Annotated in this window: 11 protein-coding genes; 8 read left to right on the forward strand and 3 right to left on the reverse strand. The window is 31.3% G+C overall.

The annotated features are described in order from the left end of the window. Positions 1-660 precede the first annotated feature (660 nt). The 7 genes from thrS (at position 661) to ACFO3U_RS11070 (ending at position 7,638) form a co-directional block, all read left to right on the forward strand. Entirely contained in the window at positions 661-2,607 is a 1,947-nt protein-coding gene (thrS, locus tag ACFO3U_RS11040) for a threonine--tRNA ligase (RefSeq protein ID WP_379742095.1), read from the forward strand. A 16-nt stretch (positions 2,608-2,623) separates the two neighbouring features. Then, entirely contained in the window at positions 2,624-3,178 is a 555-nt protein-coding gene (infC, locus tag ACFO3U_RS11045) for a translation initiation factor IF-3 (RefSeq protein ID WP_379742474.1), read from the forward strand. 87 nt (positions 3,179-3,265) lie between these two features. Beyond that, positions 3,266-3,463: a 50S ribosomal protein L35 gene (gene rpmI, locus ACFO3U_RS11050; protein WP_379742098.1), complete on the forward strand. Its 198-nt coding sequence runs from the start codon at positions 3,266-3,268 to the stop codon at positions 3,461-3,463. Between the two features lie 112 nt (positions 3,464-3,575). Beyond that, positions 3,576-3,920, forward strand: a complete 345-nt coding sequence (gene rplT / locus ACFO3U_RS11055) for a 50S ribosomal protein L20 (protein ID WP_379742101.1) — start codon at positions 3,576-3,578, stop codon at positions 3,918-3,920. Between the two features lie 98 nt (positions 3,921-4,018). Next, positions 4,019-4,951 (forward strand): 23S rRNA (adenine(1618)-N(6))-methyltransferase RlmF, encoded by a 933-nt coding sequence (gene rlmF, locus ACFO3U_RS11060; RefSeq protein WP_379742104.1) that lies wholly within the window; start codon positions 4,019-4,021, stop codon positions 4,949-4,951. Positions 4,952-4,971: 20 nt separating this feature from the next. Then, positions 4,972-6,264, forward strand: a complete 1,293-nt coding sequence (locus ACFO3U_RS11065) for an APC family permease (RefSeq protein WP_379742107.1) — start codon at positions 4,972-4,974, stop codon at positions 6,262-6,264. A 39-nt stretch (positions 6,265-6,303) separates the two neighbouring features. Continuing rightward, the gene (locus ACFO3U_RS11070) at positions 6,304-7,638 is read left to right on the forward strand and encodes a DUF2971 domain-containing protein (RefSeq protein ID WP_379742110.1); all 1,335 of its coding nucleotides are present in this window, start codon (positions 6,304-6,306) and stop codon (positions 7,636-7,638) included. A 3-nt stretch (positions 7,639-7,641) separates the two neighbouring features. Here the strand turns inward: ACFO3U_RS11070 and ACFO3U_RS11075 are convergent, their stop codons facing one another. After that, a complete protein-coding gene (locus ACFO3U_RS11075; RefSeq protein ID WP_379742113.1) occupies positions 7,642-8,484 on the reverse strand; it encodes an isoaspartyl peptidase/L-asparaginase in 843 nt (280 codons plus the stop codon). A gap of 76 nt (positions 8,485-8,560) precedes the next feature. Beyond that, the gene (locus tag ACFO3U_RS11080; protein WP_379742116.1) at positions 8,561-9,433 is read right to left on the reverse strand and encodes a cyanophycinase; all 873 of its coding nucleotides are present in this window, start codon (positions 9,431-9,433) and stop codon (positions 8,561-8,563) included. A 358-nt stretch (positions 9,434-9,791) separates the two neighbouring features. Between ACFO3U_RS11080 and cphA the strand changes: the two genes are divergently transcribed. Then, positions 9,792-12,416, forward strand: a complete 2,625-nt coding sequence (cphA, locus tag ACFO3U_RS11085; RefSeq protein ID WP_379742119.1) for a cyanophycin synthetase — start codon at positions 9,792-9,794, stop codon at positions 12,414-12,416. Positions 12,417-12,498: 82 nt separating this feature from the next. Here cphA and ACFO3U_RS11090 read toward each other — a convergent pair whose 3' ends face one another. Next, positions 12,499-13,764, reverse strand: coding sequence for an RCC1 domain-containing protein (locus ACFO3U_RS11090; protein ID WP_379742122.1), 1,266 nt, complete (start codon positions 13,762-13,764; stop codon positions 12,499-12,501). Positions 13,765-13,780: the final 16 nt, after the last annotated feature.

The raw sequence follows: 13,780 nt of genomic DNA on the forward strand, positions 1-13,780 counted from the left end.
CTGCCTGTTCCGTGTTTAGCGGACGGCAAAGGTAAATCAAACTTTTATTTCTGGCAAACTTTTTTTTGAAAAATTTTAATACCTTTCAACTAAAATTTCTGCCTCAATATTGATATGAACTACTGCTTTATTGCGGGTGCAAAAGTAATAGCTTTTTTCTATAACACAAACCTTTTTGCATTTATTTTTTATCCTTTTTTTTATTTTATATTTACTCAGTTGGTTTTGTGTATTTTACAATCAAAAATAATTTTAACCAGTTTTCATTATTAGCGCTCCAATCACAAACCAAACCTACACAACACCCCTTTTTCAATCAAATAAATCCACTTTATATTTATAAAAAATATTCTAAAACCATGAATCTTGTTAATAACTGAACTTTTATCTGAACTTATTTACTCCACTTTTTAGCTTTTCTTACCAAAACTTAAAATCAAAACAGCAAAACTTAATCTTTTAGTCACATCCTTTTCTTATTTACCATAAAAATAATGCAGAGCCAGAACAAAAAACTCTTTTAATTAAACTGAAGTATAAGATACTAATCGAAATCACACCTATATATAAAGGTGCATTTTTTTTATTTATAAATGAAACCTATATATATTGTATGTGTTTAGTCTTTGTTTTATATTTGCATCTTATTAAAAATACACAATGATACAAATTACTTTACCTGACGGGTCAATTAAGGAGATAACAAAAGGTTCTACTCCTATGGATGTTGCAATGAGCATTAGTGAAGGATTAGCTAGAAATGTTATTTCTGCTTCCTTTAATGATACAACAGTTGAAACAACAACCGAATTAACCACCGATGGTTCATTAATATTATATACTTGGAATAATGATGAAGGAAAGAAAGCTTTTTGGCATTCTACTTCTCACGTTATGGCACAAGCTATTGAAGAAAAGTTTCCAAATGCTAAATTAACATTAGGTCCTGCTATTGATAATGGTTTTTATTATGACGTTGATTTTGGTGATGATAAATTTACTGATGCAGACTTTAAAGCAATTGAAGATAGAGTTTTAGAAATATCTAGAGAGAAGCATGAATTTAAAATGCGTTCGGTTTCTAAAGCAGAAGCATTGTCTATATATAAGGATAATGAATACAAGACTGAACTGATTTCAAATCTTGAAGACGGAACGATTACGTTTTGTGATCATTCAAACTTTTTTGATTTGTGTCGTGGTGGGCATATTCCACATACAGGAATTATAAAAGCTTTTAAAATTCTTTCTATAGCTGGTGCATATTGGAGAGGAAATGAAAACAACAAACAGTTGACTAGAGTTTATGGAATATCTTTCCCAAAACAAAAAGATTTAACTGATTACTTACATTTACTTGAAGAAGCTAAAAAACGTGATCATAGGAAATTGGGAAAAGAATTAGATTTATTTCATTTTTCTCAGCGAGTTGGACAAGGCTTACCTTTATGGTTACCAAAAGGTGCTGCTTTACGTGATAGATTAGAACAATTTTTAAAGAAAGCACAAAAGAAGGCTGGTTACGAACAAGTAGTAACTCCACATATTGGTCAAAAAGAATTATATGTTACTTCTGGACATTATGCAAAATATGGAGCTGATAGTTTTCAACCTATAAACACTCCTGCAGAAGGTGAAGAGTTTTTGTTGAAACCGATGAACTGTCCTCACCACTGTGAAATATATAATGCTAGACCTTGGTCATACAAAGATTTACCTAAACGTTATGCAGAATTCGGAACAGTATATAGATACGAGCAAAGTGGAGAATTACATGGTTTAACTCGTGTAAGAGGATTTACTCAAGATGATGCACATATTTTCTGTACACCAGATCAATTAGATGAAGAATTTAAAAAAGTAATTGACCTAGTATTATATGTTTTTGGATCATTAGGATTTGAAAATTTTACAGCACAAATTTCTTTACGTGATCAAGAAAACAGAGAAAAATATATAGGTAGCGATGAAAATTGGGAAAAAGCTGAAAATGCTATTATCAATGCTGCAAAAGACAAAAACCTAAATACGGTTGTTGAATATGGTGAAGCTGCTTTCTATGGTCCAAAATTGGATTTTATGGTAAAAGATGCTTTAGGAAGAAGTTGGCAACTAGGAACAATCCAAGTTGATTATAATTTACCTGAACGTTTTGACCTTACATATAAAGGTAGCGATAATGAATTACATAGACCTGTTATGATTCACAGAGCACCATTTGGTTCAATGGAAAGATTCATTGCCATTTTATTGGAACATACAGCAGGAAATTTCCCACTTTGGTTAATGCCAGAACAAGCTATTATCTTGTCTTTGAGTGAGAAATATGAAAATTATGCTAAAAAAGTTTTAGAATTGCTAGAAAATCACGAAATTCGCACCCTCGTAGACAACAGAAACGAAACAATTGGTAAAAAAATTAGAGATGCTGAAGGACAAAAATATCCGTTCATGCTAATCATAGGTGAGGAAGAAGAGAAAAACGGTACAGTTTCTGTAAGAAGACATGGTCAAGATGGGAAAGGTAATATTACCGTTTCAATTGACGAATTTGCTTCACTTGTCAACGAAGAAGTGAAGAAAACATTAAAAACATTTGAAGTTTAACTAAATAATTAAAGCCATAGCAATAAGAAACAACAGAGGTTACCAACCTCGAGTAGAAAAGAAAGACGCGCACAGAATTAATAACTTTATTCGTGTACCTGAAGTACGTCTTGTAGGAGATAATATTGAACCTAAAATTTACAAAACCTCAGAAGCCATGAGAATGGCTGAAGAGCAGGAATTAGATTTGGTTGAAATTTCACCAAATGCTGAACCACCAGTTTGTAAAATAATGGATTACAAAAAATTTCTTTACATGCAAAAAAAGCGTGAAAAAGAAATGAAAGCAAAATCATCTCAAGTTGTTGTTAAGGAAATCCGTTTTGGACCTCAAACAGATGAGCATGATTATGAATTCAAACGTAAAAATGCAGAAAAATTCTTAAAAGAAGGTGCTAAATTAAAAGCATTCGTTTTCTTTAAAGGACGTTCAATTATCTATAAAGAGCAAGGACAAATTTTATTATTGCGTTTAGCTCAAGATTTAGAAGAGTTTGGTAAAGTGGAACAAATGCCAGTTCTTGAAGGAAAGCGAATGATTATGTTCATTGCTTCTAAAAAGAAAAAATAATCGAAAAGATTATATCGAAAAGAAAAGATGTTGAATAAATTCAGCATAAAAGATAATAAGTAAGATAAATATTAAATTAAGGAAGAAATGCCTAAAATGAAAACAAAGTCTAGCGCTAAGAAACGATTCAAAGTTACTGGTTCTGGAAAGATCAAAAGAAAGCACGCTTTTAAAAGTCACATTTTGACTAAAAAATCTAAAAAGCGTAAATTAGCTTTAACTCACTCTGCTTTAGTACATAAAACAGATGAGAAAAGCATTAAAGAACAATTAAGAATTATCTAATTTATTAGAAAACCTTAAAATTCTTTAGGTTAAAACAATTCAATAACCCTGTATTAGAGCAACTAAGTACTTTGAAAAAATAAGACGCCTACTACAAAACACATTTAAAATTATGCCAAGATCAGTAAATTCAGTTGCTAAAAGAGCACGTAGAAAAAGAGTATTAAAGCAAGCCAAAGGTTACTTTGGAAGACGTAAAAACGTTTGGACAGTAGCTAAAAATGCAGTAGAAAAAGCATTAACTTATGCTTACCGCGATAGAAAAGCAAACAAAAGAAACTTCCGTTCATTATGGATCGTGCGTATTAACGCAGGAGCTCGTTTACACGGAATGAGTTATTCTCAGTTTATGGGAAAAATTAAAGCTAACAACATCGAATTGAACCGTAAAGTTCTTGCAGATTTAGCTATGAATCACCCAGAAGCTTTTGGAGCTATTGTAAACAAAATTAAATAAAACGTCTAACCGTTTATCTTACTTATAAAAGAATCCCAATCGAAAGGTTGGGATTTTTTTATTTAATAGTTTTATCTTTACCAAAAACAAAAAACATTTTGAAAAAAATTCCAGAAAAAAAAGGTTTTCATCCTAGAAATAAATTTAAGTTTGGCTATGACTTTGAACAACTGATTAGCACTACTCCAACTTTAAAAGAATTTGTTTCCATTAATAAATTTGGAAATGAAAGTATTGATTTTTCAAACCCAAAAGCTGTAAAGTCTTTAAATGCTGCTTTATTAAAAACCTATTATGATATTGACTATTGGGATATTCCAAAAGGATTTCTTTGTCCACCAATTCCTGGTAGAGCTGAATATATCCATCATATTGCTGATGTTTTGAGTGAAGTTTATGGTGAAATTCCAACTGGAAAAAAAATAAAAATTTTAGATATAGGAACTGGTTCCAATTTAATCTATCCCATAATTGGTGTTAGTGAGTATGGCTGGCAATTTCTTGGTTCAGAAATTGACAGTCAATCTATAAAATGGGCTGATAAGATTGTAAAATCAAATATAAGTTTAAAAGATTTAATTGAACTTCGAATACAATCTTCCAAAAGAAATATTTTCAAAAACATCATTAAAGAAGGAGAATATTTTGATATGACTATGTGTAATCCTCCTTTTCACAGTTCTAAAGCAGAAGCTACAAAAGGAACGATTCGTAAAGTCAAAAATCTAAAAAATGAAATTACTTCTAAACCCACTTTAAATTTTGGTGGTGTCAATAATGAATTGTGGTGTGAAGGTGGAGAATTAGCTTTTATTACTAATATGATTTATGAAAGTGTACATTTCAAAACTCAATCTTTATGGTTTTCGACTTTAGTTTCCAAAAAAGAAAACTTGAAACCGATTTACAACTTACTTAAAAAAGTAGGAGCTGTAGAAGTAAAAACTATTAATCAAGAACAAGGAAACAAAATAAGTAGGTTGGTTTTTTGGAGTTTTAAAGATTTAAAAACACCTGTTATAAAACAATAAAGCATTCCAAATTGAAAATTATGCAAAAATCTGTAAAAAAAGAGAATGATAAAATCGGACTTAAAGATGCTATTTCCATTGGAATTGGTGGAATGGTTGGTGGTGGAATTTTTGCCGTTTTAGGTTTAGCTGTATCTTTATCAAAAGGAGGAACACCAATTGCATTTTTGATAGCTGGAATTTTGGCATTAGTTACTTCTTACAGCTATTCAAAACTTTCTATTACATATCCTGATAGAGGTGGGACAGTGAAATTCGTGAACCAAGGTTTTGGAGAAACTGTATTTAGTGGTGGAATTAATAATTTGCTTTGGGTAAGTTACATTATAATGTTATCCCTTTATGCATCAGCTTTTGGTTCCTATGCTCCTAACCTTTTCAAAATTACTGGAACTTCTGCAGATTTTCATATTTATGTAAGTGCTATCATTATTTTTGCTACTGCAGTCAACTATTACAGCATTAAAATAGTTGGAAAAATAGAATCAATTGCTGTTATTATAAAACTGGTTATTTTATTAGGTTTCATTGTAGTTGGAATTTATGGTTTAGTTGGAAATACAAATTTGACACAACTCTCATTATCAAATTGGGAAACTCCATTAAATCTTATAACTGGTGGAATGGTTATTTTTGTAGCTTACGAAGGTTTTGAGCTAATTGCAAATGCTGCTCCAGATATTGAAAATCCAAAAAAGAACATTTCAAAAGCATATTTCTATTCGGTTATTTTTGTCATTTTACTTTATATAATTATTGCTTTTGTAACTGTGGGTTCGTTGCCTTTTAAAGAAATTGCATCAGCTGAAGATTATGTTTTAGCTGAAGCTGCAAAACCCATGTTAGGGAAAGCGGGGTTCACTATTATAACAATTGCAGCATTAATTTCAACGTTTTCTGCCATAAATGCTTCTTTATATGGAGGAAGTCGTGTGAGTTATGAAATTGCAGAAGAAGACGAATTGCCTCACCAACTTACTGGAAAATTTTGGAATCAACCGATTGGATTAATGATAACTGCAATTGCCACATTAATAGTTGCTAATTTATTAAAGTTAGAAAGTATTTCCACAGCAGGAAGTGTTGGATTTCTATTGATTTTTGCTGTTGTAAATTATGTTGGATTTAAATTAGCTAAACAAATTAATGGAAATAAAATTATTTCAATAGTTGGTTTTTTACTTTGTACAATTGCTTTTTTTGTTTTATTAGCACAACAATATGAATCCAATAAAACTGGAGTGATTGCTGCAACTTCTATAATTGTAATTTGTTTTTTGATGGAATGGATTTATAAGAAAATGGGTAAATAGTTTTATAATTTCACTAAATTAGTTTTCAAATAAAATTATATGAAAGTTTATAAATATAGAGGCAGTGATGATAGAAAAATATTTGAACGAGATTTATTTTCTTTAGAAAAAAATTATTTTTGGGCTCCCGATTTTAATAGTTTAAATGATCCTTGTGAAACAACAATTAACAAAGATAATTATTTAAAACAATCCAATTTTATTCTTTCTTTTTTTGCTAGAAAAAATAAATCTACAAAATTTCAACCTGTAATTGAAGCTGTAAAAGACTTATTAGAATTTACTAAAAAAATAGGGATTTTTTCTTTATCAAAAACATTTAAAGACGAACTGCTCTGGGCTCATTATGCTAATTCCCATAAAGGTTTTTGCATAGAGTATGATCTTGATATCTTATTAAATACTTATCAATCTATCAATCTTTATAGTTTTCCAGTAATATACAAAAAAGAACCTCCTAGTATCGATTTAAAAGACATCATTAATCCAAAAAACATAATCCAAAAAATGTCTGGATATAAATCTTTAAGATGGAAATATGAAGAGGAAATTAGAGTAATAACTGAAAATTATGGAGAACATTCATATGACTTTATAGCAGTCAAGTCTATTTATTTTGGTTTAAGAATGTTGGAAAAAGATAAACTTGAAATTAAAAATCGCTTGAAAGGAAGAGGGATTAATTTTTATCAAATGGAAAGAATTCCTAAAACATATAAATTTGAGAGTGTTTTGATTCCAAATATGAAAGAAAATAATATTACTTATCTATGTCAAATCCAAAAAGCTAACAAAGAGAAAGTAAACTATAAAATAGTCGAAAAGAATTATTTTAAATATAAAGAAAAAGCAACTATTACTATTCTTTTAAGTGATAAAATAAATATTACAGAATTAAATTCAATTGCGGAAATAATAAAAAATGACATTTTTAGGCAAGCTAATAAAATATTTATTTCTTATATTTTAGAAGGTTCTTTAAAAGGAGAAGGTTATTGGGCTACTTCAAGATATTTAGATAATAAATTAAACACTACCATTCAAGGCTTAAGTCTAGAACAAGAAAAAACGTTAATAAAAGGATTAAAAAATGAAACTCGAGATGCTATTGGAATGTGGATTGATGAAACTCCACATGTTAGCTGTAGTATGAAATTATTGCAACTAAATGATGAAATTATTTTAGAAACTATTTATTTTGACGGTAGTAAATCTTCAGAAAAAATGAAATCCAAATTATTAAACAATAAAAAAAGATATGATTATTTAGAAACGAAAAAACATAATGAATATTTTGTAATTGATGAAAATGGTTTTTTAAACTTTTATTCAGAAAAAGATTTATTTAGAACACTTAAACCATTTAATAAATAGAAATCACCCAAAAACCTCCTCATTCTCCCCATCAAAACTAGCAAAAACCATACTTGGATGCGAATCTTGGTGAAACATATTTCCGCTTTTATCTATGGCAATTGCACCTGCAAAACCATCGTAAGGTTTTAATTCGTTGAACGTTTTTTCAAAGGCTTGTTCTAAAGTAAATCCATCCGTTACACGAGTTACTATTTTTGTAGCTACTGCTCCACTTACAATATCTTCACCAACACCAGTCAGACTTACACCACATTCAGCATTGGCATAATTTCCAGCAACGGTTGCAGAATCTGATATTCTTCCTGGAATTTCAAACCCTTTTCCACCAGTTGAAGTCGCTACTGCAATTTTCCCGTTTTTATCCAAAGCTACACAACCTACAGTTCCAGTTCCTGTTGCATTTAGTTTGGCTTCATATTCAGCTCTTCTTTGCGGAATTTCCGTTGAAAAAACTTCAAAACCATTTGCTCTCGCAAAATTTGTAGCACCACTTCCACCTAAAACTCTATCGTCAAAAGGCATTAATTTTTCAGCAACTCGAATCGGATTTTTAACGTCTTCAATATTAATAACACCACTGAATTTCTCTGTAGTTCCATCCATCAAAGCTGCACTCATTCTAATTTTTCCATCACTCTGAATTTGAGAACCAATTCCAGCATTGAATAATTCATCGTCTTCCAACAAAGAAACAGCATAAACTACAGTTTCTAAAGCCGAATGATTTTCCATATATGCATAAGATTCTTTCACAATTCGCAATAAAGCTTTTTGTTTAGCAACTTTCGTCTCATTAGAAGTAGATGATTCCGAAAAAAAACCACCGTGGATTATTAGTTTCATATTTTTTGGGCAATTGGTAATGGGCAATTGATAATGGGTAAACCTATCACCCAAAACCTATTACCTATAACCTTTATTAAACGTATTGCGAAGAATGAATTTTCATTTTATAGGTACTCAAATCAAAAGTATCGTGCATACTCATTACATGTGTAACCAAATGATTGATTGAAATCGGTTGACCTAGAGCAACTTCAGTTAAATTAGTGTCTTTTACTTCTCTTCCATCCACCAAAATAACTAAACCAGAACCAATCGCTTCCATATCATTATTATTGGTGATTAAAAGTCCAGTGTCTTCACCAAGTCCAATTCCAAGTAATTTTGGATTACTCACAACAGCTTGAAACAATCGTCCAATTCTTCCACGTTTTACAAAATGAGTATCAATAATTACGTTGTCAATAAACGAAAGTCCACTTGTGATTTTTACTTCACCTTTTAATAAAGCTTCACTACTACTTCCTTGATAAATCATATTATTAGAGGCTGCAGCAGCTCCAGCTGAAGTTCCTGCATATACAAAATCTTCATTTTTATACTTATCCATTAACATATCATGAAATTTTGTTCCTCCCAAAATAGAAGTCAAACGGAGTTGATCTCCACCAGTAAACATTACAACATCAGCTGCATTTAAACGAGCCAAAAACTCATCATCATTTGCTTGTTCACGTCTTTCAATATAAAGAACATCGGTGTTTTCAGCTCCTAAATATTGCAACGCTTTAACATATTCTGCACCAACTTCTTTTGGTATGCTTGAAGCAGTTGGTATAATTTCAATTCTCGATTTCTCTTTGTGTTTTGATTCGTCAATAATTCGTTTCAAAATACCTTTCTCAAAGAAATTGAGATTTTTAGCTACATCTTTATCAAAATTGATTTCTGTAAAACTGCCTTTGTCAACAGCTCCACCAATGATAATTAATTTTCCTCTACAATTCATGTATAGATACTATTTCCCCCAATTAATACTAAATTACTTTGTAACAGTAATTTCTTGAAGCAAAAATAACAAATTCATAATATCTAATCCTCTTTTTTATTTTAATTTATGAGCTAAACTTTTGGATTATTAACAATCCTTTTTCCTGCTGTCCGTTCTACAAGGTGCCACTCCCATCAGGGCTAGAAGAGAATGGTCTTTTTATTTTGAAAAGTTTACTAATTATTTGAATATCAACGCTATTTATGAATATCAAAAATAATTTTAACTTTCTGTCAAAATAATTCAAATATTAAAACAAAAAATTCTTATTTTTAACAATTACATAGATACATTTCACAAAAAACAGCATTAAACAATGAAAATATTAAAAATTCAAGCCTTGAGAGGGCCAAACATTTGGAGTGTAAAAAGAAAAAAATTAATCCAAATGCGATTGGATTTAGAAGAAATGGAGCAATCTCCTACTGATAAAATTCCTGGTTTTCGTGAACGTATCGAAAAAATGTTTCCTACTATGATTGAACATCGTTGTTCTGAAGGTTGTCGTGGTGGATTTTTTATGCGCGTTGAAAGAGGAACTTGGATGGGACATGTCATTGAACATATTGCATTAGAAATCCAAACTCTTGCTGGAATGGATACTGGTTTTGGTCGTACAAGAGAAACCAAAACTCCTGGCACATATAATGTTGTTTTTAGTTACACTGAGGAAAATGTAGGAATGTTTGCTGCCGAATCATCGGTTAGAATTGCAGAAGCTTTAATTTCGGGAGCTGAATATGATTTGGAAGCTGATATTCAAAAAATGCGAGAAATTCGTGAGCGAGTTCGACTTGGACCAAGTACAGGAAGCATTGTAGATGAAGCTGTTTCTAGAGATATTCCTTGGATTCGTTTAGGAACAAATTCTTTAGTACAATTGGGATATGGTGTTAATCAAATGCGTTTTCAGGCTACCATTACATGTAATACGAGCAACATTGCAGTTGATATTGCTTGCGATAAAGAAGAAACCAAACGCATGTTGAACATGGCTTCAATTCCAGTGGCTGATGGTGATATTTGTGTGGACGAAGAAGATTTAGAAGCTACAATTAAAAAAATTGGTTATCCAATTGTAATAAAACCTTTAGATGGAAATCATGGAAAAGGTGCTTCTATCAACGTAAAAACTTGGGAAGATGCTGTGGAAGGTTTGGCTTATGCAAAAAAATATAGTAGAAGAGTAATTGTAGAAAAATTCGTTACAGGTTTTGATTTTAGGGTTTTAATCATTGACAATAAATTAGTAGCTGCCGCCAAAAGAGTTCCTGCAAATGTGGTTGGTGATGGGAAAAACACAATCCAACAATTAATTGATATTACCAATCAAGATCCAAGACGTGGTTATGGTCATGAAAATGTATTAACCGAAATTGAAATTGACAGAGATTCTGAAGATTTATTAGACAAATATGGATACACTGTTGATACAATTCCAGCAAATGGTGAAGTTGTTTATTTAAAATCAACCGCTAATTTGAGTACAGGTGGAACCTCAGTTGATGTAACAGATATGATGCATCCTGAAAATATATTTTTGTGTGAACGAATTTCAAGAGTTATTGGTTTAGATATTTGTGGGGTTGATATTATGGCAGAAAATCTAACCCAACCTTTAAAAGAAAATGGTGGCTGTATTTTAGAAGTCAATGCTGCTCCAGGATTTAGAATGCATTTAGCTCCATCTGAAGGATTACCAAGAAACGTAGCTGCTCCAGTTATTGATATGCTATATCCACCCGGAAAAGAAAGTCGTATTCCAATTATTGCAGTAACAGGAACTAATGGTAAAACAACAACAACTCGATTATTAGCACATATTGTTAAAAATAATGGTTTTAAAGTTGGATTTACAACATCTGATGGAATTTATATTCAAAATCACATGATGGAAAAAGGTGACACAACTGGACCAATTTCTGCTGAATATATTTTAAAAGATCCAACGGTTGAATTTGCAGTTTTGGAAACAGCTCGTGGAGGAATTTTAAGATCAGGTTTAGGATTTAGTCGTTGCGATATTGCAGTTTTGACAAATGTAGCTGAAGATCATTTAGGTTTAGCTGACATTCATACTTTAGATGATTTGGCACGAGTGAAAAGTGTTGTTGTTCGAAGTGTTAAAAAAGATGGCTGGGCAGTTTTAAATGCTGAAGACGAACATTGTATAAAAATTGGAGAAAGTTTAGATTGCAACGTTGCTTATTTTAGTTTGGATGAAGAAAACCCATTTATAAAAAATTTGAGCAAAGAAGGAAAAACTGTTGCTGTTTACGAAAACGGCTACATCACTATTAAAAAAGGAGAATGGAAAATAAGAGTGGAAAGAGCTACTCATGTACCATTAACCCTAGGTGGGAAAGCTCGTTTTATGATTGCCAATGTTTTAGCTGCAACTTTAGCGAGTTATTTATGGGGTTTTAAAACCGAAGATATTAGTTTATCGTTAAAAACATTTATTCCAAGTGTAGCTCAAACTCCAGGAAGAATGAATATTTTTGAGTTCAGAAAATTCAAAGTATTGATTGATTTTGCTCATAATCCTGCTGGTTATCGAGGTATTGAAGAGTATTTACAAAATGTAGAAGCCAACAAAAAAATTGGAATTATTGCTGGTGTTGGTGATAGACGTGATGAAGATATTAAAGAATGTGGTTTAATTGCAGGAAGAATGTTTGATCATATTATCATTAGACAAGAAAAATATTTACGCGGCAGAACCGAACAAGAAATCATTGATTTAATTTTAGATGGAATTAAAGAAGCAGATAGCAATACAACATATGAAATCATCCCATTAGAAACTGAAGCTATCAAACATGCTATTGATACTGCTGAAGAAGGAGCGTTTATTACCGCTCTTAGTGATGTGGTTGCGAATGCTATTGATATAGTTCAAAATTATTTGGATAAAGAAAATGAAGAGCAGAATGTATAATTTTTAAATTAAATTAATATATAACAAAAAACCCAAATTCAGTAGTTAGAATTTGGGCTTTTTTACAAAACAAACAATTAATTTATTTTTTATCTAGAACTGTTACGTCATTTTTCTCTTTAATAGCAGCATCTAGATTAGCTTGTAATTCTCTTTCTTGTAATCTTCCTTTGCTCTTTTTGTTTGCAGCAAGTACTTCTCTGTGATTGTACTTTGGAGTATTTAACAAGTTAAGATTATTGTTTTTTGTTGGTGTAGTTGCATTTGCATATGTTCCATTTCCAAATGAACCAAAAGTATTCCATCCCATGTAATAAACACTTCCGTCTTTTTTAGTCAACATAGTTGCTTGAAATCCTTTTGCTTGAACTGTTTTCCAATCATTAGCTGTTCCTATTTGAACTGGTACATAACGATTTTCTGTTGTTCCATCACCTAGTTGTCCGAAGTTATTTCGTCCCCAAGCCCATAGTGTTCCATCACTTTTAACAGCATAAGAAACAGCAAAACCAGCAGAGAAATCAATCCATTTATCAGCAGAAACTAATTGTGGTCTATTTGTGTAACTTACTAATTCACCACTTCCTAATTGTCCCATACTTGAATCTCCCCAAGCCCAGATTGTTCCATCCGTTTTTTGAGCAATTACATGATTTTTTCCAGCTTCGATTCTAACCCAGTCTCTATCGTTGTTAACTTGTGTAGGTAAATACGTATTTCCAACTCTTGAATCTGGTACTATCATGTTCGAATCATTTAAACCCCAACCCCAAATTGTTCCATCTTCTTTGATAGCGAAAGCTGTTTTATTTGTAGTTACTGCAATATCAACCCAATTAGAAGCATCTCCAATTTGGATAGGTGATAATTCTTTATCACTTTTTGTTTTATTACCCATTTGGTTTGAGTCGTTTTGTCCCCAAGCCCAAATTGTTCCGTCACCTTTTATAGCAACCGTAAATAAATAAGAAGGAGCTACTTTAATCCAATCTGAATCGGTACCAACTTGATGGAAGTATTCTACCACTTGCTCTTCAGAATTAATTCCTAAAGCTCCATATTCGTTACTTCCACAAGCCCAAAGTGTTCCATCTTGTTTGATTGCAAATGTATTTTTTATTCCTGTTTGAACTGTTTTCCAATCATTTTCTTCGCTTAATTTAATTGGTTTAGGTTCGTTTTCACTTAAAGTTGCTAATTGTCCAGAAGAGGCATGACCCCAACCCCAAAGAGTTCCGTCAGCTTTTTTTGCTGTAGTGTGTCCACCACTGAATGAGTAACTTTCAAAATTTTGAGCACTTAAGGATAATGTTAATGCAAGAAACGATATTGTAAGTAGATTTTTCATAATATATAGTATTTTT

It is taken from the genome of Flavobacterium ponti, from assembly GCF_042652765.1.
Taxonomy (GTDB): domain Bacteria; phylum Bacteroidota; class Bacteroidia; order Flavobacteriales; family Flavobacteriaceae; genus Flavobacterium; species Flavobacterium ponti.